Source organism: Comamonas sp. wu1-DMT (assembly GCF_040187805.1).
Taxonomy (GTDB): Bacteria; Pseudomonadota; Gammaproteobacteria; order Burkholderiales; family Burkholderiaceae_C; genus Comamonas; species Comamonas thiooxydans.
In genome coordinates this window covers 60,510-84,406 of the sequence record NZ_JBANEM010000022.1, presented here as the reverse complement: position 1 = coordinate 84,406, position 23,897 = coordinate 60,510, and the positions used below count along the sequence as shown (strand labels likewise).

24 protein-coding genes and 1 pseudogene are annotated in these 23,897 nt (G+C 58.7%); 19 read left to right on the top strand and 6 right to left on the bottom strand.

Features of this window, described 5'->3' with window-relative positions:
* Positions 1–99: 99 nt before the first annotated feature.
* A pseudogene (locus V8Z78_RS23360) lies at positions 100–462 on the top strand (aldehyde dehydrogenase family protein); the annotation flags it as partial.
* 252 nt (positions 463–714) lie between these two features.
* Here the strand turns inward: V8Z78_RS23360 and gloA are convergent.
* From gloA to V8Z78_RS23330, 6 genes are all read right to left on the bottom strand, one after another.
* Positions 715–1,179 (bottom strand): lactoylglutathione lyase, encoded by a 465-nt coding sequence (gene gloA / locus V8Z78_RS23355; protein WP_349732242.1) that lies wholly within the window; start codon positions 1,177–1,179, stop codon positions 715–717.
* A gap of 283 nt (positions 1,180–1,462) precedes the next feature.
* Positions 1,463–2,575: a hypothetical protein gene (locus V8Z78_RS23350; RefSeq protein WP_349732241.1), complete on the bottom strand. Its 1,113-nt coding sequence runs from the start codon at positions 2,573–2,575 to the stop codon at positions 1,463–1,465.
* Positions 2,572–5,268 carry a MobH family relaxase gene (gene mobH, locus V8Z78_RS23345; protein ID WP_349732240.1) on the bottom strand — a complete coding sequence of 899 codons (2,697 nt, stop codon included), beginning with the start codon at positions 5,266–5,268 and terminating at the stop codon, positions 2,572–2,574. The genes V8Z78_RS23350 and mobH overlap by 4 nt, the downstream gene beginning before the upstream one ends.
* Positions 5,265–5,813: a hypothetical protein gene (locus V8Z78_RS23340; protein ID WP_349732239.1), complete on the bottom strand. Its 549-nt coding sequence runs from the start codon at positions 5,811–5,813 to the stop codon at positions 5,265–5,267. Before V8Z78_RS23340 ends, mobH begins: the two co-directional genes overlap by 4 nt.
* Before the next feature lie 310 nt (positions 5,814–6,123).
* Positions 6,124–6,627, bottom strand: coding sequence for a hypothetical protein (locus V8Z78_RS23335; RefSeq protein WP_349732238.1), 504 nt, complete (start codon positions 6,625–6,627; stop codon positions 6,124–6,126).
* 221 nt (positions 6,628–6,848) lie between these two features.
* A complete protein-coding gene (locus tag V8Z78_RS23330; protein WP_349732237.1) occupies positions 6,849–7,388 on the bottom strand; it encodes a hypothetical protein in 540 nt (179 codons plus the stop codon).
* 614 nt (positions 7,389–8,002) lie between these two features.
* On the opposite strand from V8Z78_RS23330, the gene pilL2 reads away from it, so the two are divergent.
* The 18 genes from pilL2 (at position 8,003) to V8Z78_RS23240 (ending at position 23,888) form a co-directional block, all read left to right on the top strand.
* Entirely contained in the window at positions 8,003–8,509 is a 507-nt protein-coding gene (pilL2, locus tag V8Z78_RS23325; RefSeq protein WP_349732236.1) for a PFGI-1 class ICE element type IV pilus protein PilL2, read from the top strand.
* Positions 8,510–8,511: 2 nt separating this feature from the next.
* Positions 8,512–9,876, top strand: a complete 1,365-nt coding sequence (locus V8Z78_RS23320) for a hypothetical protein (protein WP_349732235.1) — start codon at positions 8,512–8,514, stop codon at positions 9,874–9,876.
* A 3-nt stretch (positions 9,877–9,879) separates the two neighbouring features.
* Positions 9,880–10,410 carry a hypothetical protein gene (locus tag V8Z78_RS23315; RefSeq protein ID WP_019042358.1) on the top strand — a complete coding sequence of 177 codons (531 nt, stop codon included), beginning with the start codon at positions 9,880–9,882 and terminating at the stop codon, positions 10,408–10,410.
* Between the two features lies 1 nt (position 10,411).
* Complete coding sequence (locus V8Z78_RS23310) at positions 10,412–10,951, top strand: PFL_4695 family integrating conjugative element protein (protein ID WP_349732234.1); 540 nt, start codon at positions 10,412–10,414, stop codon at positions 10,949–10,951.
* Entirely contained in the window at positions 10,948–11,118 is a 171-nt protein-coding gene (locus V8Z78_RS23305; RefSeq protein ID WP_349732233.1) for a hypothetical protein, read from the top strand. Before V8Z78_RS23310 ends, V8Z78_RS23305 begins: the two co-directional genes overlap by 4 nt.
* A gap of 11 nt (positions 11,119–11,129) precedes the next feature.
* Positions 11,130–13,361 (top strand): type IV conjugative transfer system coupling protein TraD, encoded by a 2,232-nt coding sequence (gene traD / locus V8Z78_RS23300; RefSeq protein ID WP_349732244.1) that lies wholly within the window; start codon positions 11,130–11,132, stop codon positions 13,359–13,361.
* The gene (locus V8Z78_RS23295; RefSeq protein WP_349732232.1) at positions 13,358–14,134 is read left to right on the top strand and encodes a TIGR03747 family integrating conjugative element membrane protein; all 777 of its coding nucleotides are present in this window, start codon (positions 13,358–13,360) and stop codon (positions 14,132–14,134) included. Before traD ends, V8Z78_RS23295 begins: the two co-directional genes overlap by 4 nt.
* A gap of 23 nt (positions 14,135–14,157) precedes the next feature.
* Entirely contained in the window at positions 14,158–14,472 is a 315-nt protein-coding gene (locus V8Z78_RS23290) for an integrative conjugative element protein, RAQPRD family (RefSeq protein ID WP_019042353.1), read from the top strand.
* Between the two features lie 18 nt (positions 14,473–14,490).
* A complete protein-coding gene (locus tag V8Z78_RS23285; RefSeq protein WP_256496845.1) occupies positions 14,491–14,733 on the top strand; it encodes a DUF3262 family protein in 243 nt (80 codons plus the stop codon).
* Between the two features lie 27 nt (positions 14,734–14,760).
* Positions 14,761–15,144: a DUF2976 domain-containing protein gene (locus tag V8Z78_RS23280; RefSeq protein ID WP_034372443.1), complete on the top strand. Its 384-nt coding sequence runs from the start codon at positions 14,761–14,763 to the stop codon at positions 15,142–15,144.
* A 1-nt stretch (position 15,145) separates the two neighbouring features.
* A complete protein-coding gene (locus V8Z78_RS23275; protein ID WP_349732231.1) occupies positions 15,146–15,499 on the top strand; it encodes a TIGR03750 family conjugal transfer protein in 354 nt (117 codons plus the stop codon).
* Between the two features lie 75 nt (positions 15,500–15,574).
* Complete coding sequence (locus V8Z78_RS23270) at positions 15,575–16,315, top strand: PFL_4703 family integrating conjugative element protein (protein WP_003055196.1); 741 nt, start codon at positions 15,575–15,577, stop codon at positions 16,313–16,315.
* 5 nt (positions 16,316–16,320) lie between these two features.
* Positions 16,321–17,409: a TIGR03749 family integrating conjugative element protein gene (locus tag V8Z78_RS23265; RefSeq protein ID WP_349732230.1), complete on the top strand. Its 1,089-nt coding sequence runs from the start codon at positions 16,321–16,323 to the stop codon at positions 17,407–17,409.
* A 7-nt stretch (positions 17,410–17,416) separates the two neighbouring features.
* Positions 17,417–18,835, top strand: a complete 1,419-nt coding sequence (locus V8Z78_RS23260; RefSeq protein ID WP_349732229.1) for a TIGR03752 family integrating conjugative element protein — start codon at positions 17,417–17,419, stop codon at positions 18,833–18,835.
* Positions 18,822–19,307 carry a TIGR03751 family conjugal transfer lipoprotein gene (locus V8Z78_RS23255; RefSeq protein WP_349732228.1) on the top strand — a complete coding sequence of 162 codons (486 nt, stop codon included), beginning with the start codon at positions 18,822–18,824 and terminating at the stop codon, positions 19,305–19,307. Before V8Z78_RS23260 ends, V8Z78_RS23255 begins: the two co-directional genes overlap by 14 nt.
* A complete protein-coding gene (locus V8Z78_RS23250; RefSeq protein WP_349732227.1) occupies positions 19,304–22,153 on the top strand; it encodes a conjugative transfer ATPase in 2,850 nt (949 codons plus the stop codon). The genes V8Z78_RS23255 and V8Z78_RS23250 overlap by 4 nt, the downstream gene beginning before the upstream one ends.
* A complete protein-coding gene (locus V8Z78_RS23245; protein WP_019042344.1) occupies positions 22,150–22,596 on the top strand; it encodes a TIGR03757 family integrating conjugative element protein in 447 nt (148 codons plus the stop codon). Before V8Z78_RS23250 ends, V8Z78_RS23245 begins: the two co-directional genes overlap by 4 nt.
* 62 nt (positions 22,597–22,658) lie before the next feature.
* Entirely contained in the window at positions 22,659–23,888 is a 1,230-nt protein-coding gene (locus V8Z78_RS23240) for a TraU family protein (RefSeq protein ID WP_019042343.1), read from the top strand.
* The last annotated feature ends 9 nt before the right edge of the window (positions 23,889–23,897 follow it).

Sequence of the window (23,897 nt, the reverse complement as noted above, 5' to 3'; positions counted from 1 at the left end):
CATGTTTCGCCGCTCGGATGGGAACACATCAATCTCACCGGAGAATATCGCTGGCCAAAGCCTTAGCGTAGGATTCCGCCCCCTCCCGCAAACGACCCCATCTACCGGGAAGAGATCTTCGGCCCCGTGCTGTCATGTGTTCGAGTCGCTGATTTCTCCGCCGCAGTGCAACTCGTCAACAAGCATGAGTTTGGCAATGGCGTTGCATGTTTCACCCGCGATGGCAATGTGGCTCGGGAATTCACTCGGCGTATCCAGGTTGGGATGGTAGGTATCAACGTACCCATTCCGGTGCCCATGGCCTGGCACGGCTTTGGCGGGTGGAAGAAGAGCCTGTTTGGCGATATGCATGCCTATGGGGAGGAGGGGGTGCGCTTCTACACCAAACAGAAATCCGTCATGCAGCGTTGGCCCGAGAGCATTGGCAAAGGCGCGGAATTCGCCATGCCAACGGCCCAATAGGTAGAGACAACATCCATTGCCGATGACTCTGAAGACAAACAGCTGCATGTATTTCGCAATGCTGTAGACGTGCGTCTCGTCTTGTTCGATCTCGCGTGTGCAGTCAACGATTTCCTGGCCGTTGGTGACGCAAGCCAGTGACAGCTCCTCGGTCAGGCGGAATCCAGGTGATTCTCGAAAAATCGCATGTGGTCGCGGGCGTTGCAGGCCTTCCATCACTGGATAGAAAAAAGCCTACTCGCGTAGGCTTTTTTATTGCTCACCTGCTACGCGCTGCGTAGCGGATCGATTTTTTTTGGCGTCTGAGTGGCGTTCTTCGCTGTAATCGTTTGACTTTTTCTGTATTAATTCGATCTTGTAGCCATCAGGATCCGTCACAAAAGCAATGACGGTACTGCCGCCTTTGACGGGGCCTGCCTCACGGGTCACATTACCGCCGGCGGCCTTGATCTTCTCGCAGGCGGCATAGGCATCGGGCACACCCAGAGCAATATGACCGTAAGCCGTGCCCATGTCATAGCTCTCGGTTCCCCAGTTGTAAGTCAGCTCAATTTCCGCCTGACCTGGGTTACCACCTTCGAAGCCAAGAAAGGCCAACGAGTACTTGTACTCGGGATTCTCGGACGTGCGCAGCAGTTGCATGCCGATGACGTTGGTGTAGAAATCAATAGAGCGCTGGAGATTGCCAACGCGCAACATCGTGTGGAGGAATCGCATGGTCACTATTTTGCCAGCAGGTTTGGAGCTGTATATGAACAGGGGTTGGTAGATTGCTCTATTGGGATGATATTTAACATAATATACATCGTATCTAGTAGATAAGCTCTAAAAATAGGAGCGCTAGAGCTCCAGTTTTTAAGGCTTTCAGTAGACCCATGGGACTACGTTTTTACCTCTTCCTCTTAACCAATTCCGCGAGAGTTACAAATAGCTCCCGTTGACGCACGGTTCGGACTCTAAGGACTTCGCTGCCAACTGTCAAACATTTTTGTTTGACCCGTCATCTTTTTCCGGCATCGGCGCTGCGTCCGCTGCTACAAAGTCGCAAGCACTGGACCCGTTCCGAGCCCCCGCAGGAGCCGCACGGCATCCAGTCTGAGTCCACCATTGAATCGTTCACATTGTCGACGTCTCCACATCCAACTGGACACGTGTGTGGATCAAACCCGTGGCTGCAAGAACCATCGTCACGCAGCATCTGCACGGTCTTCGCTCTTTGAGCAGGCGTTGTGTAGCCGTGTTGAACAGCGATCTCGATGGCGCGATCGAGCTGCAGCTCGGGCACCTGCAGCAGCGCCAGGTCGATGCTGGCCCCCACGCGTAGCTCGTAGGTCTCGTACACCTGGCCACAGCCTTGATTGGCAGCGTCCGACAAGGCTGCGCACTTCGCTGCCCAGTCGTTTTCCGAGAAGACTTGCGCCTCGCGAGCTGGTGCCACTTCGAGCGCTACGACGCTTGGAGACGTAGTAGTAGTTCTTTGTATAGAAGACCCTTGTATATAGAGTGCAGGAAACGGCAAATCCAGTTTGCAGGTTTCGGCAGACGTTTTGGGCTCAAGTTTGCAGGTTTCGGCAGCCAATTTAGGCTCCAGTTTGCAGGTTTCGGCAAGCGGTTTTGGGGCTTGCTTGATGACTTGGCCAAGCCATTGGCCATCGACGTAATCGAGTAGCCCCTCCAGGACGGCATGCCGCTCGTCATCGGTCATGGGGCGACCTGGGCATTGCGTGGGCAAGGCCCCGCCAGATCCGCCGCAGTTCCTGCACTGGGTGCGATCGTGGCCGATGCTGTGGAGTGAGAAAATAGCGGCCCGTGGCGCGGGCTGGTCGGAGTCCATCATGGTGCGATCGATGTGCTCAAGCTCGGCAATGACGGCTGGGCAGACCGGCATCAATCCATTGCCTGGTGGCCAGCGCTGCAGCCACATGACCTGATCCGGGTATTTGAGGCCGAGCTTGGCGTGGTGCCAGGTCAAGCTGCCCTCGGCAAAAGCACTGAGCACGTTCCATCGGTGCCGCAGCCGAAACCAGAAGCTACGCGATTTCCATAGCTCTAGGCGCTTGTCTGGCGCGGTGTTGTCGCCAATCTCGTAATCAGTTGAGCAGGTGGATTTCATATCAAACCATCTTCAATGCGGGATTGCTGGGGGGGGATGGGCTGGACCCACCGGCCTGGGCTGGTGAGGACAACACAGGACAGATGGGCCACTACGGTGCCGCGGCTGTGGATCTCATAGCGGACGATGTTTGTGCGGTTCGCGGCTGGCAGGTGCCAGCCACACTTGATGACCTCCCTCTGGGTCTTGGTGCTGAGCTCGTCGACGGTGAGATCCTCGTGGCCGTCCTCACGGTCGCCATGGCGTGCGTACTCCTTGAAGATCTTGGGCGATACCAGGGCCATGCCCTCCTCCACGAAGTGAATCGCCGCGCCGGTCTCATTGAACTTGAGCTCGCGATTGACCAGGCCCATTTGCACCCACTGCATGAAAGCCAATGCCAAGGGGCTTGGCTCGGGTGGCGGCTTGTCGGGGTTTGCGTCGATGTCGGGCAGCGGCTGAAGCAGAAGAACCGGCCCCGGTGTTGCGGCTGCCGCCGGCGGCGGACTTGCAGTGACGGTGCGTCCCTTGAGTACGGGCAGGTCATCGAGCTCGTCCAGATCAGCGGCCATGCGCTTGAACTCGGCACTCACGCTTTGAGAGCGCGGCACTTGGTCATGGCGTAGCACGGGAGCGGGATTCTTAGGTGCGCTTGGCGCTGGTGGCGGCACAGCTGCTGCAGGTTTGACAGAAGGCGGCCTTGCGGCCGCAGTTGCGGCAGCTTGGGGCGGCTGGTGCAAGGTGGCGGGCTGAGGAGGCGCAGCTGGTGGCGGCACCGCTGCGGCATCCTGGAATGGTTGCTCCAAGGGCGCTGCGCCCTTCTCTGCCGGCTGTGGGTTCTTGGCCGGCTTGTTCTTTTTGCCAGGCTTGTCCGATGCTGTTGCAGATTCGGATGGATCGAGGAAGTAGCTGTCATCGCTGTCGCCCAGCAAATACGCGGCTTCGCCGTTGTCGAGGCTGTCGTAGTCCAGCTTCAATGGGGTGGGCACGCCGGATCTCGATACTGCCCCAGCTTCAAACTCGTCGTAGGCTGTATCAGCTTGGGTCTGCTGCACTGGCGCCGTAGGCGCCCTAACTGCCATGACTGCCGCAGTTTGGGATGGAGTTTCTGGTGCAGGTGTCTTGGCTGCTGCCGCAGTGGCTGCCGCAGGCCTGGGCTTTGCCGCAGCATTCGGTGGCTTGGTAAAAGTGGGCTCCCGCATGATGGCAGCATGCTTTTTAGCTTCTGCCGCATCCTGGGGCCGTTGCTTCGCAGGCTTTGCCGCAACCTGGGATGGTTGGGCTGAGGATGTCGCAGCTTGTGGTGCATTGGCATCGATTGCTGCCGCAGATTCCGATGCAGTGAGAGTTGCAGCAGCTTGATGTTCGTCCTGCCCTGCTCCATCCTTGCGACGGTCGCGGATCTCCAACCGCCCACGCATGGCGGCCGGGTACTTGCTCTCGTGGTTGAACAGCTTGGCCAGAGGGAACTTGAGCATGGCAAAGTCATGCATGTAGGCCCCCTGCTCTGACCCATCCTCGGCGTAACCGTGCACTGTGACATGCCAGACGGCCTGGCCGCTGGCAGGGTTGAGCTCGATCGCGCCGTAGTCCTGCCAGGTGTCGAACAGCCGGTCGTTCTTTGCGTTGCCAGGCACGCTTTCATCGGGCTCGTTTGCTTGGATATGCTCTCGCACGGTATCGGCGAGGCGCTTGGCCACGAACCAGATCGCCCCCTCGAACACCCAGCCTGCCGCACCGTTGCGATTCAGGGGGAGCTGTGTGCCAGCTTGGAGCATGGTCCTCATGGACTGCATCAGCAGCTCGATGAGGGGCACGGCCTTGGCCGTGGCGAAGCGGGCCTTGGAGCCTTTTTGCAAGGCGCGCTGCGTGGACAGTTGGTCGGCCCGCTTGACGATCTTGGCGACGTGACTGTCCTTGTCCTGGCCGGTGAGGTATTGCTCCAGGGCATCCAAGGCGGTGGGCGTGTGTGCCAGGAATCGCAGCGCACTTTCTGGCGCAATGCGGGGCAGCAGCAGCTGGGCCAGCTTGGCATGGGCGCTGTAATCGCGCTGCCCCTTGGGCGCAAAGTCCACCAGGTACTCCGCAGTGCGTTGGCCAGCGATCTGAGACAGGCTTCCGCCTGCGGGTGCCCAACGGATAGGATCGGTCTCGCCCACCTGACGCCACGCGATGCGTAGGTCGGTCATGGGCTTGGCGATGTCGTGCAGCAAAGCGCAGAAGAACACCACATAGGTCCACTGGTCGCGCTGGGCGTCCACGATCTCGATCTGGCTTCCACCTGGCAGCAGATGGGCATTGCGCCAGGTCATGGCCGCAAGCAGCATTTCGATGGTGTGCGACAGCAGGCCCCCTGCGTGGGCGTGGTGGTGCGCTTCGGAGGCAGGCATGAGCTGCACGAACTCGGCGTACCGCCGAATCGCTGGCAGCAGGTCCCGTTCCCAGATGGCCTGGGACTGGTGCGACTGGCTCCAGATCTGGGTGATAGCCCGCTCTGCGCGGACCGTGGCCAGCAGCTGCTGGGCATTGAGCACGCACAACCATCCGGGCTCACTGCCCGCGATGTGGATCTCGTCTGGTTTGAGTGGCAGATCTTGAGCACCCGTCGATACTGGGGCGTCGGGCAGCGGCAGCGGGCCTGCAGGCGCAGACTGCACGGGCTTGGCCCTGCTCCAGGGCACCATGGCCAGCAACTTTGAAGCAATACTCTTCACGCGCACTCCTCTTGGAGCAGGATTCGAGCGAAGTGCTGGGCACGCGCTGACTTGCCATCGGTGGGTGTCCAGATAGACAGCTCCTCCCCAGGCTGGCCCAGCGCGAGGAAGTCCATGAAGCTCTGCTGCAGCGGGTCCCATTTGATGCGTGAGGCGATACCGTCGCGGCCCCAGTCACCGCATGTTTGCACGAACGGCTGCACCACGACCCGCATGACGAAGCTGTGCCAGTTCTTCTCTTGCTGAGGTTTGGGCACATGCGGCATTTTGGGATGGTCAGCAACCAGCTGCAGCAGGATTGAGCGCACGCTGAGGATTGGATCAAGCTCCTCTTCCAGATGCTGCTCCAGCCCCTCGAAGCGACCCAACCAACGCATGAGCGGGTTGGTTTTGCTGGCAAGGCCCAGCAGTTGCAAGCTGTCTGCGATAGCGAATATCGAGCAGCCACGATCGAGCGGATCTCGGCCTAGAAATGGTGGATCACTGTTGGCTCTCTGCTGGATGTGCTGACTATGTAGGTGCGGTGCGCGGGCGAGGTCGTCCATGGGGCGCAACCGTACCTAGTGCGCCCTCAGCTGTCAGCGCGAAACCCTGCGGTGATGACCGGAGGCTTTTCGCTTGTATTTCTTTCCAGGATATGCTAACCGTGTAACACCTTAATACAACTTCAACTATCCGTAATGACATTGGCAAACTTAGCGCATGTCCATGCGTCCTTCACAATCACCCAAGTCTTCTGTTACTGGCCTACGTCGGCGTGTGTTTTTGTTCTACAGATCTAAAATCAATGAAGATGGCGACTGATTTTTTAAGTTTTTGAAACAAGGCGACTGCCAGAATTCCTTTTAATAATTCTTATGAATGCTTGAGCTGATCTAATGAATATATTATATTTCCATGAATGTCGTTAATAATGTTGCAGTTTTCTTCAAAGATTATTGGAATGTACTCTTTGAATTCTGAAACATTTTTAATTCCATTTATCAACGCGAAGCGAACTGCCGACTGGCATCTTGACGCACCAAATAACATAATCTGGCTATATAGGTTGAGCTCATTCTTTGTGAAATCAGTACTCCTGAATCCGGCATGAACAGAATCATTTCTGAATACCCGAATCTTTTCAAAAATGTCGATGAGTTCCTTATTCCAAAAGTCGTAGCTTGGATGTTCCCTTAGCTTAAGAAGAGTAGTCACTGAAACGTCACTTCTGTTTTTTCCGTTGGGAAATCCTAGAAACCAACGAACAGAGCCACCAATATTATCATTTTCCGTTTCCTTTATCAGAGCTTCAACTGCGAAACAGTAGAATAGCGTCTTCAGTTGAGCATTTTTTTTCTGAAAAAATGCTGTCAGCATAACCTGTAGCCACTGCATTATCTTCCGCTTCGACAATAGTTGCAATTCTTGCGCAGATTGCGTAATGATTAAAGTCCTTTCGGTTCTCTTGAGCGGATCGCCTTAGTGCTTCAATCTCATCCTCAGAGTCTGACTTATTTGATCTAATCTCTACTTGTCCGTAAACCTTCGTGTGAGGGATAGAAATGCTGTTGCTATCGAGAACTCTTAATACTAGAAACTTACCCACACTTATGCTCCGTGATCAGATTTAGAAAATGTTGGAGGAGAATCCTTCTTATCCGCGCTTCGAATGGTCTACTTAAAATCAGTCTATTTTTATCAAGATATTCAATTAGGCTTCTGGCGATTGAGTAGCTCTTAAAATTTACGCAAGCCTCAACAACTATTTGCAAATATTCGCTCTTTATGCATTTTGACAGAAGAAATAAACAACATTCTTCAACGTTTTGAACATTGTTTACCGAGATGTAGTATTTCAGCCTAAAGAAAGCTATTTCTTCATCGCGAGGTTTTGAGTCAAATAGCAGCTTATCAAATCTTCTAACGCCTTCGTTATCAAATGTGGCTATTGACAGGTCGTAACCCAATTTAACCGCCCTGGGGTGGCCAGGTTTTATTAAATATAGTAGATGAAAATAATATTTCGCTTCAATAATTTTGCCTTTTGAAGCCAGATGGTCTATATATTCTGTTAATCTTTGAACATACTTAGGATTTTGTTTTATTGTTCCTCGAAATTTTCTTTCAACTGCTTCCAAAGATAACTCCATGTTTTCAGTATTGACTTGCTTCTCTTTACCTACGTTTAGGACGCCTTTGAAGCAACGATAGTGAATAATTCTAGGCCTATTGAATTTTTTGTCTATTCTGGCGCATGTCACAGTTATGGGGCTCAGTTCATGTAACGGGTGCTGTGGCCTAGTCAAAAGCGGGCACCATAGCGACTTGGTCCATTGCGCATCTCTACCATTTCGCCGGCAACTGGCCTCCCAGGCCAGCTGCCGGCGCCCGTTGCCCGTATAGGCCATTTCCAGTACCAGTAAATCCTTTGCGCATGCTCCGAAGTTTGAGGAGCATGCGCGCCCTTTGAGTAGGCCCTGTACCCAGTAAAACCGTTTGTCCAGTACGCGAGGCGGCCCCTGCCGCTCGCCATCCTTTACACCCTTAAATTACCAACCATTTATTTTTCACTGTGTCAAGCGTTAACCGTTAGGTATGTAACGCACGGTTTCCGCTGGTGACAAAGCGGCAGCTCTAAGAACATTCGGCCCGGCGACTGACGCATTGCGTCGACACCCCCGGGCCACTGATCTTCTTCGCACACCTCCTCTTGGTTGTGGCCCGGGTTCTTTTTACGGAGTTCCTACGGTCCATGACCCGCATGCCCAGATTCTTTGCCAGCATGGCTTTGCTGGCCATGGCCTGCTCAGCCCAGGCCACCCCTCAGCTTGTTGATGGCAACAAGCGCCTGCAGTTGGGCCGCTACACCACTGCCGAAGCCCTGCCCCAGCCACATCTGAATGAGCCGCTGGCCCTGGTGGCCCAGCTCACATTTCCCCGCGAACAGGTGACGACCGTTGGCGAAGCCATCGAGTACACGCTTCTTCGCACTGGCTACGCCCTGGTGGATTCCCAATCACTGACTTCCGATGCGCGCCGCTTCCTCGGTCTGCCGCTGCCCGAGGCTCAGCGCACGCTGGGCCCGTTTTCCGTTCAAGACGTTCTGAACGTGCTCGTGGGTACGGCATGGCGCTGGCACACCGATCACATCACTCGCCGCGTCTGGTTCACCCTGGCCAACGCACCCAAGCCTCGCCGCCTGGAGCCCATCGTCAGCCCTAGCACTACGCCTCAGCCGAAGGCGTCCGCCAAGGAGTGAGCATGTTGGAACAAAGCACTGTCGATGCAGACGTACAAGTGACTGAGCCAAGCGTGCCACCGCCGCCGCCTCCCGATGTGGCAGATTTGCCGCCTGCGGTTTCTGTGGCCCCCGAGGTCACTGGTGTCGACGATTCAGCCGTCGACCATTCTTGGTTGAGCGAGCTTGAGGCTGCCGCTCCTTTCAGTGCTGCCACTGCAACTGCGGCGGCAGCTGCTGCGCCTGTAGAGCCTGAAAAACGGCCAGGATTCCTCGCCCGCGCGTTCGGTCGCGCACCAGCCGCAGCGAAGCCACGCAAGGCCGAGGTGCCTGTGAGTGTTGAGTCCAGCGATATCCCCTCTCGACGCAAGGCGACGAACCCATGGGTACTGCACGCAGTCGGCATTGCGGGTGTCGTGGGGATCTTGGCATTGGGCTACCTTCAATATGGGCAAAAGCGTCTGCCAGCACTGGATCTGCTTGGCTCATCGCTTCCCGAGGCCGGCCTAGTGACGCCGCAGCCTGCTTTCGACGCTTCCGAGTTCGATCCGCGCCTGGCTGACACCTCCCCGCTGCCCCTTGCGCCCTTGGCTGATGCTGCTGCGGCACCTATCGGCGGAGCCCCAGCTGGCGATGCGGACCCAATCCCCGTGGGCATGCAACCAGAATTCGATCCAGAGGCGGTTATGCGGCAGTCTGCAGCTGATGCAGGCGTTGCCAGCCTGGGGGACGCGGGCGCTGTGCCGCAAGCCGTGGCCAACGTGGCCCCCCAGCGAAATGAGGCCGCTGCAGCAGCACCGGCTGGTAGTGCACCTATTACTGCCGCACCAGCGCCGACTATGGCGGTGGCCCCCACGGCAGTGGCGACTGCAACACCAGTCGGCGTCGACCCCCAGGTGCTTGATCGCATGAAGCGCATGGAAGACATGATGTTGCTGATGTCGCAGCAGCTGGCCGCTATGCAGCAGGCCAACGCGATGGCTAGCAAGCCCTCTGCGGCATCGGCTCCCGCTCCTGCGGTAGCGCCTGCAGCGGCTCCGGCAGCCGCACAGGCCGCCCCCGTCGAGCAGCCGTCGCCACGCCCAGCGCCCAAGCGCGTAATGGTGAAGGCGAAGCCAGCGACTCCCCGCCAAGCACCAAAGGTCGTTGCCGCGAAGCCAGCTGCAGCTCCTGCAGGTGCCCAGCTTGTGTCCGTCGATATGTGGAACGGCGAGCCTTCGGTCGTGGTCGCGTCGGGCGTGCCCGGTGATCGCCGAGTGCGTGTCTTGCGCCCAGGTGATGTGGTCAATGGTCTGTCGCTCAAGTCGGCAGATCCTGTGTCTCGCACAGCCACATTCGTGGCTCCAGGCAGCCAAGGCCTGACCCTTTCAGTGAGCAATGGAGGCTGATTCATGAAAAAAACTGCCTTTATTGCCACCGTGGTCGCATTGCAGCTGAGCACGGGCGCCCTTGCGCAGCTGCGCACTGGCCGCACTGCAGAAGCGAGCTCGCTCCCCAGCACGACTCAACAGGGCCGCTCGCAACTGGACGAGACAGCGCGCGCTGTGCAACAGATGTGGGGTCTGACTGCCGATGAGATGCAGCGAGCCAAGGTGCTGTCGCTAGGACCTCGTGCCAATTTCTCGGTCAAGGAGCTCTCGCCCCTGGAGGTGCTGGGCATTCATGCTCGCAACGATGCAGAGCGCCGCCAGTATGCCGAGCGCATGGCGCGGATCTTCCACCAGGATGTGGAGCGAAGCATCTTGTGGGACCGTGAAATGCAGGCGGCTATGGCCCGCCTGTATCCCAATGAGCCGATGGTGAACTATGACGGCCTGCCGCGCGTGCAGTCGTCTGTCGGTGCAGCCGACATGCTGAACGTGCCGCGCACGCAGATCATCGAGCGCGCATCGCCAGCTCCGGCCAACCGCGGAAAACGCTGATATGCGCTGCCGGTTCGCCATCCTCGCCCTTGGATTCGCTTGCAGCGCGCCGGCCCTGGCCGGCGTGGAGCTGGAGATGCTCCACGACAGCGGCAAGTCTGTGCCGTTGGCGCCCTATGTCGCCCAGATCGTGGGCGGCACAGATGAGGCGAATGTGCTCGACGGGCTGCGTTTCCCGTTTCGCAGCCAATTGCGCGGAGGTGTGCTCAAGCAAGACGGCGTGCAGGTCTTCAATGGCCAATGGCTGACTCAACCCATGTTCGTGATCGGCGCGGACGACGCGTCTTTGCGCTGGGTAGCCTTCAACCACAAGAAGCTGATACAGCTCAATGCTGTCGGCATTGTGGTGCAGGCAGCAACGCCAGCCGCATTCAAGCTGCTGCAGCAAGTGGCCAACCCCTTGCAATTGGCTCCTGATACAGCGGCATTCCTTGCAGACACATTGATCGCCAAGGGTGCGCCAGTTTTTCCCGTGCTGGTGCACAGCAATGGCCGCGCCTACCAGATCCTGCCTCAGCGCACGTTTGGAGTGGCTCCATGAGCGAACTCGGCCTGGTGCATATCGGATTGGAAGGCGCGATGAAAGCATGTGCCAATGCTCGGCTGTTGCGCTTTAGGCTGGTTCAGCTTGGAACGCCTTTTGTGGCTACGCAGTCCCAAAATGTTCCAAACCATCACGGCATGTTCCAGCTGGAGGGCATGCAGTGAGTGACGGGACCATGGAAGGCGTGCTGAGGCCGCCAGTCGAAGCATTGAGCGCAGCCACAGCCTTTGGGATTGCTGGCGTAGCTGCAGCCGCGCCATGGGCGCTGATGATGCCCCACCCGCTGGGCGCCGTCTCGGGCGCAATCGCTGCCGGCTTCGGTTGCGTGCGTGCGCGCCAGGCGTTCCAGGTCTATAGCTATCAACGCGGGCTGAAGTTCACCAAGATGACGCGCTTGGCCCCTCACAAGCTTCCTGTCAATCTCAAGGAGCATCTCTACCTGGGCGAAGGCTTTGAGTGGACGCAGTTGCACACCCAACGCTTGCTGGACGCGCGTGAGACAGATGTTCAGCGCTTCGTGAAGGCCTCGCCAACCGAGCTCAAGCTCGCAGCGACCGGCGAAAAGATGCGCAAGTGGGCGCAGGCCAAGACCGACAGCCTGCTGGCCAGGGTACTGGAGCGTGCGCTTGATGTCGGCGGTACCGCCAACCCCTTCGCCACGGGCGTGGACCTGGGCGGCAACCCTGTGCTTCATGGCGTGGGAGTGCAGAACGAAAAGCCGGTGGTGTTGCGCCAAGGCTCGCGCTCTGGCCACTTGCTGGTGATGGGCACGACTCGCGTGGGCAAGACGCGCCTCTTGGAGCTTCTGTGCTCTCAGGACATTCATGCCGGTCATGTGGTGATCGTCATCGACCCCAAGGGCGACGCGGAGCTGATGCTTCGCATGCATGCTGAGGCACGACGCGCTGGTCGCCTGGATCAGTTCTATATGTTCCATCTGGGCTACCCGGAGATTTCTGCACGCTACAACGGCATTGGCAATTTCGCGCGTATCACCGAAGTCGCTGGCCGTGCCACGAATGCCCTGCCCTCCTCGGGCAACTCGGCAGCCTTCAAGGAGTTCAGCTGGCGGTTCACCAACATCGTGGCTCAGGCCCAGGTGGCACTCGGCCGCATTCCGACCTACGAGACGCTGCTCAAGGACGTGACGGGCATTGACCCGCTGTTCATGGACTACGCGGGCATGACGTTTCGCAAGCTCGCGATTGACCATCCCCAGCGCTTTGGCAGCTATCAGGACCGCTTGGTGGAACTGGAGCGCGCTATTGTGGCAAAGAAGGCTCCGGTCCCTCGAAGCCTGCAGGATCGTTCGCCCGATCAGGTGGCGATGTATCTGCTCATCAAGGAAGCACGACTGGACGACAAGGTACTGGTCGGCCTTGCGGCAGCATTCAGCTACGAGCGTTCGTTCTACGAAAAGATCATCGCCAGCCTGGGGCCATTCCTCGAAAAGCTCACCTCTGGCGCAGTTGGCAAGCTCATCAGCCCGGACTACTTCGACCCGAACGACAAGCGGCCGATCTTCGACTGGATGACGGTGTTCCGCCAGGGCGGCATCGTGTATGCCGGTCTGGATGCCTTGTCTGACTCCGTGGTTTCGTCTGCCGTGGGCAACTCCATGCTGTCAGATCTGGTCTCGACCGGCGGCAAGCTCTACAAGACAGGCCTCGACCCACACGGTGACGGGAAGCTGCAGCTGCCGACTGTGTGTTGCCATTTCGATGAGGTCAATGAGATTGCAGGTCCCGAGTTCGTGCCCATGGTCAACAAACTGGGCGGATCTGGCTTTCGCATCACTGCATACACCCAGTCGATGTTCGACATCGAGGCGAAGGTTGGTGACAAGGCCAAGGCTGGCCAGATCCTCGACAACTTCAACCACCTTTGCATGCTGCGAGTGCGCAGCAAGGCGACCGCGAGCCTGCTGACGGACCAGGTGCCGCAGGTCAACGTGACGGTGCTTACGCCAGTATCGGGCGTGTCGGACACGGCTGCCCAGGGCAATGGCGTCGATTTCACCAGCCAGAACAATGACATAGCGAACAAGTCGAAGGCGCCGCTGATCGAGCCTTCTGACGTTCTTTCATTGCCACAGGGTCAAGCGTTTGCACTGCTGGAAGGCAATCGCTGCCACAAAATTCGTATTCCTCTGGCTGATAGCAAGGACGACCCGTTCATACCAGCTTCGCTTAAGGCGGTTGCTGAGGACATGAAGCGCCGCTATCGCACGAGCGAGACGTGGGCCGCAGAAACCGACTGGCTCAGTACACAGCCCTTGGGCGCTGGTGCAGGTGGGCTGATCGACACGGATCTCGCCTCTGCCTTTGATGACGATATGCCTGGCTACGCCATGGCAGGTGCAACTTCGTCCGCCGTGGCCGGCAACGTGATGGGACCGCACTCATGACGGCTCCGAACTCGCCCGCCAGAAAGCCAAGCACACACGGCCCTGTGGGGGTGGCCGTGTTGGTTGGCTTTGGACTATTCAGCGTGACAGTGTCCTCGTGGCTCATTGGTCTGGTGATTGAAGTCGGCGGTGGCTATTTCTTCTGGCGTGGCCAGGGTATCCGCCACGCACAGGAGATGGTGCAGCAGGATCTGCGCTATATCGCAGCCGCGCCACGCAGTCTGCTAGTGCCAGACACCGTGGACTTTTCGCTGCGCATCGTGAAGTGGGTACGTATGCCCTACGAGCGCCTTGGTGCGCTGCGCTGGTATCAGCGCAACTTGGCCGCCCAGCAGGCTGGTTCAGATGCGGCACTGCCTAGCTTTCTTGGACAAAGCGTGCAGCCTCAACTCAAGGGGTTGGCCAAGGCTGGTGCGTCGTTCATCTACATGCTCAGCGAATGGGTTGTCATCAGCATGTTTGTCCTGCAGGACGTTCTGCTGCGCCTCTGCACTGCAGTTTTTGCACTCCCAGCATTTGCCCTTGCCTGCCTGATGGGGGTGATCGACGGGTTGGTGCGCAGGGACCGGCGCCGTTGGCAAGGCGGCCGCGAATCCTCGTTCGTCTACCACCACGCCAAGCGCTATGTGGGATGGGCGCTTACAGGTGGCTTTGGCTTGTACCTGTCCTGGCCGTTCGGCGGCTTCAACCCGGCCTACATGGTTCTGGTGTTCACCGTGCTTGTGGCATTCACCCTATCGACAACGGTAGGTGCGTTCAAGAAATACGCATGACATTGATTTTGAAGGAGATATTGATGAAACGCTCACGACATTCGTTCTTTGCCCTCTTGGTGATTGGAGTGCTCTCCACCACGGCGATGGCCTGGGCAGATGTTGCCGACGACGAGCTGGAGCGCGAGCGCTTGGCGCGCATCGCTGGCGAGATCGAGCAGGTGCAGCTGATGGTTGCTGACGCGGAAAAGGCCGCGCCGACCGGCCAGCGCGTGAAGTTCCGCTACGACTGGCTGCAGCGCGACCTGGAGCTGCTGCGCCTGGGCGTAACAAACCACGTGGATGCACCTCGCCAGCCTCGCCCAGTCGCCCCATTGCGTGGTGACTATCGGCAATAACCAAAAGAAAAACAAACCATGCGTTCAGAAATGGCGACGGCATTCGTACAAGGGGCAGGCTTCAATCCTCAAAACTTGAAGTACCTGCTTTTTGTCGTGGTTTTTGCAATGGTGTTTTCTATTGGCGCATGGCTCGGCACGCTGGTATTGAAGGCTTATGGAGATGGAGAAATGGATGCATCGGAAGCCATGAGGGCGTGTATTGGAGTTGCCATTACTGTTCTGTTAGTGGTAGGCGTGGTGGGATCAATCATTCTGTAAAAAACCAATTAATTGATTGGAGAAATTATGAAGAAGCACTTGAAAAAAATTAACTCTGGCATCGCATCTATCGCATTGGCCCCGGTTGTGCTGCTTGCAACCTTCCCTGCTTTTAGCGCTCTGCCAACAATTCAGCCTCCTGCAGGGGGAAGTATCGGCGGCGGCACCACACAAGAAGGCGATATTCTTGGGATCATCGGCGCTTATCTGAAACTCGGATTTACCATCCTGGGGTTGGTCCTTGCGGTTGCCGCATTTTTATATGTGGTAATTGCTTCGCTGCAACGCTATCGCGACTACACCAAAGGCACTATTCAGCTTGGTGATCTAAAAGAGCACGTAATTGTTAGCGTCATTATTCTCAGCCTCGTGGTGTTGATGGTCAATTACGCTACTCAGACCCTGGCCTGACATGACAGCGAAAGACACCCGTCCACAAGGCATGGCCATTGCTTCGGCTCCGCTGACCGATCGCGTGAACTCTGAGCCACCTATTATCAACGGCATGGCAGCAAGCGAAGCCGGGTACATTGGGGCCGTGTCTTTCGCTGCCAGCCTGTTTGTCGGAGGCGTGGTTGCATATATCTCTGGACTTTGGATCACTGTTCCAGTTATATGCATTATCGTGCCTTTCACAGTGCTGTGGTATTCATCACTGTACCTGCAAGAAGTAAAGAGAAACCGCCCTGAAGGCTACTACCTTCATTGGATGCATTTTTTTTCTCGTGTCGCACAACTTGGCCAAGCCAAAATTTCTGGTCCATGACGGCCGGATGCAATTGGGTTGCAGCTATCGCTTGAATTCGATCAGGGCTGAAGCCAAATCATCGGGAACCAAATAATGAGCAGTGGTGATTATCTGGACGCACTTGCGTCCGAGCGCAGCCATAGCGCAAAGCTTACCAAAATCATATTTGGCATAGTAGGGCTGGCAGTGGCTGGCATGTGGTTCGCTTCGCGCGTTCCAAAGAATATCGACTTGCACGTCGCGCCAGATATTAAGGCGGGTGACACGATACGGGTTATTGATGGGCAGTCTCCAGTGCCGTCTACAAATGCCTACGGTTTTGCGTACTACATCTGGCAGCAGATTAATCGCTGGCAAAGCGATGGCTCTCAAGACTATGGCAAGCAGATTTATGCGATGCAGTTCTATTTGACGCCTCGTTGCCAGGCGCAACTGCAAACCGATATGCAGCAGCGTCATGCCAAAGGCGAGTTGCGCCGCCGTACTCGCCAGATCAGCGAGATCCCCGGATTCCCGTACAGCGAAAACCGCGTGATCCGTGAAGGCTCGGATGCCTGGACGGTGCTGCTGGACATGCAGGTTCAGGAGACCTTCGCAGGGCAGCCGGTCAAGGACGTATTCATTCGGTACCCGCTGCGCGTGGTGCGCTTCGATGTGGACCGTGAGCGCAACCCATGGCGTCTGGGCTTGGATTGCTTCGGTAGTAGCCAGCCCGCGCGCCTCAATCCTGCGGAGCTCAAGCCTGGCGCGCCGGTTCAAGCGGACCTGAAAGCACCGCGTCTGCCCGGAACTATTGCCCCTTCGAGCCTGCCTCGTGACACCTCTGTCGATTGATCCACATGATCCAACGTCGTTCTCTCTCGATCTGCCTCCTGGTCGCCCTGCAGCTTCTGCATGGCAGCGTCGCTGCTCAGCAGGTCGAATCGCTGGCGGGCAGCACCGAGACGCCCGAGTTCAATGAGCCTATTGACCTGGGCCAAACGGGTGCAGCAGCTGCAACACCAGCTGCAGGAGCCAATGCAGGACGCGCACCGGCTGGCGGGCGCATGGTGGCAGGCGTTAGCGTGCCCGCCCCGCTGGCGAATACAGCCGTAGGTTCCGCCAGGCGCGCAGCTGCCGAAGCGTCTCTTCGCCGCGTTGGCCCAGCTCCTTTGACTTCTGGCCCCGCCGAGCGTGCTGTGTTTGCGCGTGAGCCAGTCCGGGTGAATCTGACGGTCGGCCAGGAGCGCCTTGTGACCCTGCCAGCCGATGCGTTGCTGCGCATGCCCAGTGACATGGATAGCGTGGCGCGTATCGAGACGATCGCCGGCACGATCTATGTGACTGCGCTTGTGCCATTCACGGCGATCCGAATCATTGCCGAGCTGGTGGATAGCGGCCAGCAGATTCCGATGGATCTGATTGCGGTAGCTGCTCCAGACGCCAAAGACTCCAAGGGCAAGGTCGTGTCCACGCAGTCCGCTAAAGGCGAGCTGCAGGTTTCTGTGATCGAGCCCGCGACCGTGCCGAACCCCATTGGTGGAGCTGCATTGTCTGGCGGCCACTCTCAACAGCAAGAGAGCGTTGCTGCGGACATGGTGCAGCTCACTCGACATGCTGCCCGCCAGCTCTACGCACCTCGACGCTTGGCTGGTGGCACGCCAGGTGTGAGCCAGGTTGGCGTGGGAACCGAGCCCGTGCCGACACTGTTCCGTGGCGCTGCTGTGGACGCTGCGCCCGTAGGCCAATGGAAGTCGGGAAACCTGTATGTGACTGCGGTGCGCGTCACCAACCGCTCGCGCTTTGCCCTGGAGCTGCCCTTGGAGAGCTTGCGCGGGCGCTGGCTCTCGGCCACGGCCCAGCATGGCCGGATCGGTGCTGCCGGTACAGATACCGACACCACGGCGGTCTACCTGGTGTGCGATCGCACTTTCGAGTCTTGTCTGTGAGGCACCCATGGCAGTGAAAAGCAACAAACTCACCCCTGTTCTTGTCATCGTGGCCTTCGTCATCGTCGGCTCGGTCATCGTCATGCGCCAGAACAATGCACCGACCGCTGCGCCCATGGCAGCCGCCCCCCTGCCCAAAACGGCAGGCGCAGATGAGGACACGCCCAGCGAGACGCTGGCCACGGTGGTCGCAGCCAACAAGGATCTGCGAGCAGATATTCAGGACGTGCTCCGTGCTAACCAGGATTTCAGCAAGCGCCTGGAGCGCTTGGAGAAAGGTGCACCTGCAGGCACCTCTTCTGCTGGTGCTGCCGGTGGTACCAGCAATGACACAGATCCAGCCCCAGTCGATGTCTTTAAGCCCATTGGCGACGCTATCGACTCTGTTACAGGGCTTGGCTCGAATGGTGTTGGCGGAGGTCATCGTCCTGCTGGCGGCTCCCAGGATCTAGGTTTGTCCGGTGGCAGCACTGCCTACAAGGTGGTTCCGCCCATGGGCTACACCACCGAGACAACTCAGCATCAAGGGAAGATGGTTACGCGCTACGTGCGGGTAGCCCCGGACGGCACGCAATCCATGCCCAGTGCAGTCAGCGCGGCCCAGGCCGCACAAGCTGCTCAGGCCTCTCAGGCGGCCACGAAGCCGCAACCCGTGGCTTATTTCACGCTGCCGGAGAACTCCACGCTGGCGGGCGTCACCGCGATGACCAGTTTGATCGGCCGTGTGCCGGTCAATGGCCGTGTGACGGACCCCATGCAATTCAAAGCCATGGTCGGGCGCGACAACTTGGCCGCCAACGGCTGGGAGTTGCCCGAAGACCTCGCCGGGATGATCGTTACCGGCGTGGCCGTAGGCGATATGGCGCTTTCGTGCACCGAGGGAAAGATCCGCAGCATGACTTTCGTGTTCAACGATGGTGCGATCCATACGGTTTCGGCGCGTCGTGCGCCGCAGACCCAGGCAGGTGCCGGCGTCACAGCCACGGCTACCAATGGTTCCACAGACCTTGGATTCATCAGTGATCTGTACGGCAACCCCTGTATTCAAGGCAAGTTCGTGACCAATGCGCCGGCTTACCTGACCGACATCATTGGTGCCAAGGGCTTGGGCGTGGCCGCCGAGGCCTTGGCGCAGGCCCAGACCACCACCATGGCCAGCAGCAATGGCACCACCTCCTCGATCACCGGAAATGCCGGCAGTTTTGCACTGGGCCGCATGGGTTCGGGAGCCACCGATGAGCTGGTGCGCTGGCTGACTGAGCGCCTCAAGAGCTCGTTTGACGCGGTGGTCACGCCCGCTGGCCAGCAGCTGGTCGTGCATCTGGACCGCCAGATCGAAATCGACAAGCCCGCCAACCCAAGAAAGATCGTGCACCGCACGCAGTCCCCCAATGTCCTGTCTGGAGCCCGCTATGGCCTCGAATAATTCCCTTCTTCTTGCCATCGTGCTTCCCGCGCTACTGGCTGGTTGCACGGCTATTGGGTCGCGCGAGTCTCCGCTGAAGGAGGCTACGGCTGGCAGTCCGACCCTGGTGGATGTGTATCGGGGCAAGTTTCAGCCCCCGCAGTCAGCAGCTTCCTCTCGTGAGACGGCGCGGGACCGCCTGGAGCGTGCGTCGGGTGCGCGCCCGATCGCGCGCGGCGACGAAATGACGCAGCGCTACTGGTCAGCCCTGGAGCCTATGCAACAGCGCTTTGCACGCGTACCCAACCCGGATCTGGTCATGGTGGTCTATCCCCACCTGGCCAAGGGTCGTTACCCCGTGCCTGGCTATGTCACGGTTTTCCCAATGTATGAGTCAACGGAGTACGCCATGCCCGGTGAGGTGGCCGAAGAGCTGCAACAAGGCCGCGCCGCATTCTCACGCGGCCGCACTGCTCGGGAGGCCGGCCAATGAGCGGATTGCTGGAAATGCTGGGCCTGTCTGGTGGTACCAAAAGCAAGCACAAGCGCCGGCTCATGACGGCCGCCGACCGCAAGCAGATGGCCGCCCGTCCGCCCTCCTTCACCGAGCTGCTGCCTTGGATCAAGTTTTCACCCAAAGACCGCAACTTTGTGATGCGCGACGGCAAGACCTTGGGCGCGCTGTTCGAGCTGGGCGCTGTCGCTACGGAGGCGCAGCCGCTGGAGTACCTGCAGGAGCACTGCCGCAAGATTCAAGAGGCCATTCAGGCGATTCCCGAGGTCGACTCTTCGCCTTGGGTGGTGCAGTTCTTCCTGAGCGATGACCGAAACATCGACGGGCTTAACCAATACCTTCACGACTACATCCTGTCCCAGCACAAGGACGCCAAGCGCGCGCAGGCCATCATCGACTCGGAATACACGCAGTCCGTGCTGAAGGAGTTTCGCAGTCACCTGTCGCAGGTTTCCCGAGAGCAGGGGCTGTTTACCGACACCTTGGTGACGGGCCAGACCTGGCGTGGCCAGCAGCGGCGGGTTCGCTGCTGCATCTATCGCCAGTTTGATGACTTGGTCAATGAGCGCCGCATGGCCGAGCAGCAGATGGAGGCTGTGGCCACCACCTTGCTGGCCACGCTGAACGAAGCCGGCGTGACGGCGCGGCGTGCCAACGGCAAGGACTTCTACGAGTGGATGCTTCCATTCTTCAACCGTAATGTGCCCTGGGCCAGCACGGGCGCCGAGCTGTTCCGCGGCGCGCCCTATCCGGGTGATGTGGCTCCAGAGGGCATCTATGACTGGGACTTTTCCGAGTCGCTAAACCTGTCTGAGCCCTCGTGCAACCAGGAACAAGGCTGCTTCGAATTCGATGGCCAGCCGGTGAAGTTCCTCACGCTGCAGAACCTTCGTGCTCACCCTAGCATAGGGCACTTCTCCGCAGAAAGCCGGATCGGGAACGAAGCCTATGCGCGGTTTGACCGGCTGCCGCCTGGCTCGATGCTGTCCGTGACGGTGACGATTGCTGCCCAATACCAGGTCGAGCGCCACGTCGAGGACATCAAAAAGGCCTCCCGTGCTCAAAACGCCGTGGCGCAGGAGACCCATAGAGAGTCGGAGCAAGTGCTCCAGCACATGGCCACCGGGGACAAGCTGTATCCGATGTTCATGGGGCTGTACCTGAGCGGCAAGACTCATGCGGATCTGGATGCGGCTGTTTCCGAGGTCAATGCCCAGCTGACGCCGACCGGGATGCGTTTCATCGAATCCCGAGAGGACCTTGTGGCGCATGACGCATTCCTGCGTGCATTGCCATTCGCATTTGATCCCACGTTCGACCTGCGAAGCATGCGACGGTCGCGCCTGACGTTTGCGAGCCTGATCGCCGCCATTTTGCCGGTCTACGGGCGCTCACGCGGAACGGCCAACCCCGGCTTTTGGTTCTGGAACCGGGGCGGCGAGCCGTTGTGGATCGATCCACTCAACAAGATCGACCGCAAGAAGAACGCCCATATGGTGGTGTTCGGCCCCACAGGAGCGGGCAAGTCGGCGACGTTGAATTACCTGTCCATGCTGGTCATGGCCATCCACCGCCCACGCCTGGTGATCGCGGATGCAGGCAAGTCTTTCGATCTGATGGTCAAGGACATGGCCACCAAAGGCTTGAGCGTGTATCGCGTCAACTTGAGCGGCGATACAGACGTATCACTGCCTCCATTCGTGTACGCCAGCGAGCTGCTGCAGGACAAGGAGATCATGGAGTCCTTCAAGGCAGCGGAGGAATACTTCGGCGCTGGAGCGGGTATCCCCTCCGAAGAGGATGCTGAGCTCGTAGGTGCCGAGCGACTGATGGAGTCGGTCAATGAAGTGATGGAGCCTGATGACGCCAACGACGACTCGGACGAAGAAAAGCGCGACTACCTAGGCGAGATGCTCATCTCGGCCATCATGATGATTACGGGTGGTGAAGACGCCGAGCTCAAACGCATGACGCGCGCCGACCGCTATCTGGTCACCAGGGCCATTATTCGAGCCGCAGTGCGCGTATCCAACGAAGGCAAGCCCCATCCTCTGACACAAGACATCGCCCTGGAGCTGACGGCCATGGTCAAGGACGCATCTCTGTCGGAGCACCGCCGCGCGCGCGCCGAAGAGATGGGCCATTCGATGATGACCTTCACGACAGGCCTGCGCGGCAAGCTCTTCAACCGCCTGGGCCAGGACTGGCCCGATGCCGATGTAACCCTGGTGGAAATGGGCACACTGACCAAAGACGGCTATGAGGATGCGCTTGCTGTGGCCTACACCAGCCTGCTGGACTCGGTGCAGTCGCGCGCCGAGGCCGCTCAGCATGAGGATCGCCCCCTCATCATGCTGACCGATGAAGGGCACTTGATTACCACCAACGAGCTGCTTGGCCCGAAGGTGGCCAAGGGCACCAAGATGTGGCGAAAGCTCAATGCCTGGTTCTGGCTGGCCACGCAAAACCTGAAGGACTTCCCTGGCAGCATGTCCCGCGTGCTGTCCATGTGCGAGTTCTGGATGTTGCTGACCATGGACAAAAACGAGATCGAGGAGATCGCGCGCTTTCGATCGCTCACACCTGAGCAACGCCACATGATGGAGTCTGCCGTCAAGGAGCCGGCGAAGTACACCGAAGGTGTGCTCATCAGCGCGAACAATCAGTGGCTGTTCCGAAACGTGCCACCGGCGTTGCCAATCGCGCTGGCAATGACCGAGGGCCACGAGAAGGCCGAGCGCCGCCGTCTCATGGACGAGCATGGTTGCACCGAGGTTCAAGCGGCCTACCGCGTGGCGGCACGCCTGCAGGAGGCGCGCGCATGATGCGGTCCTCCCTCACTGCCCTGGTGCTGCTTCTTTGCGCTCATGGCGCGCTGGCCCAAGGCTCTATCGGCCCTTCGGTGACAACCGTGGAGGTCTTCGCCAATTCGGCCACGGTGGTACGGCCGCCGTTTCGCCAGCCTGGCTACGTGCTCAAGGTCTATCGCGTGGACGCCATGGCTCAGCTTGAGCAGCAGCTCAATGCAGGGCTGCCCAAGAACGAAGCCGACGCCATGGCCTATATGCGTCAGCACGAGGCCGAGATCCGTCGCCGCTACAAGGACCAGATCACCAATGCGGCCTCCGGCATGACGCTGGCCGTCCAGTACCGATTGGACCGGCTCCCGGCCATCGTCATCAATCGCGCCAAGGTCATTTATGGAGTTGCGGATGTGGACCGCGCCATCGAACTGTTCGCCGCGGCTCAGCAGAGGCCTTCCCGATGAAAAAACGAGCTTCCCTAAATCTCAGGCTGCGCCGTCTCGTCGCGGCCGTCAGTACGGCCTCGATGTGCGCTGTGCTCACACCGGCCACCACCATGGCAGGAACCACCACCCCGGCCATCATCGCGAATACGGCCAAGGCGGCCTTGTCTTGTGTGTCGTACTCCGTCGAGGGCGTGTGCTTTTTCTTGAGCTGCGGCTGGACCGGATGCTGGATTCGGACCTCGATCAAGATCTCCCACTATGTGCCAGATGTGGTGGTCAGCACCTACAACGAACCGCTGCGCCACCCTTGGACCGACATCGGCACGGTCGTGGCCACCACGTTGACAACGGCTGGATCTGCACTGACAGGACGGCTGCTGGACTCGTCCGCCGGCGGCCTGGACAGCAACTCAGCCATGGCGAACTTCAAAGGGGCGGATGCCATAGGCAATCCTGCCGGCATGTTTGCCAGCATGCTCGCGTCTGGCGGCATGTTCACAATGCCTAAGTCCATCGCATTTCCCACGGTTAGCGAGTTGGCCAAGTTTCCCTCGAAGGAGCTACCCAATATTGGGCGCCAGTGGACCCAAGTGCCTGCCAGCATTGCAGAAACTGTGGCATCTGATGCCAAGGGTCTGTTGAGCTCGGAATCATTGCTGGCCAGCCTTGGAACGATCCTCAAGACCATCGAGGGCGTGAAGCAGGTGATGGAGATCGCCGAGACCGTGCAGCAGATCCAGGCGGGCATCGCCGGTCTGCAGCAGCTCTCCGAAATTCTCTCGGGCAGCACCGGAGGTGCCCTCTTCTGTCCTGGCGGAGCCAGCTATTTCAACCTGCACTTCCAAAGCGAGCTCGATGCGCCTTTCTGGCGCGGCATCGTGCCTGTGGAAATGATCTATCCGCAGGCCTGGGTACCCGGACTGGGCGAGATCGGCTCAGGCTATACGCAGACCTGGGGCAACCTGTACCCACGTACCGGAGAAATCATCCAGTCGCACCCCGTGAAGGCTTCTGCAGTGCTAGCTGAGCGTGTCGCCTCGATCATCTACAAGGAAGCTCAGCCTCACATCTACTCGCGCGTCCAGCCCTCCGGGGGCTATCGCTACTTCAACTATGGCGAGAAGCGCAAATGGCAGATGTTGTATCCGCAGGCTTGGTCCGGGTGCCAGCAATTCGGCCAGAACGACTCGCTGTCGCTGACTTCGTTCGGGGATGGAGCCACCAGCTCCGATGACGGCTACGCCTGGAACCTTTGGCAAAAGTACACCTGCTGCCGGCGTCGTGGTGTGTATCTCTACTCCGTGCCCTGACCTCCCACT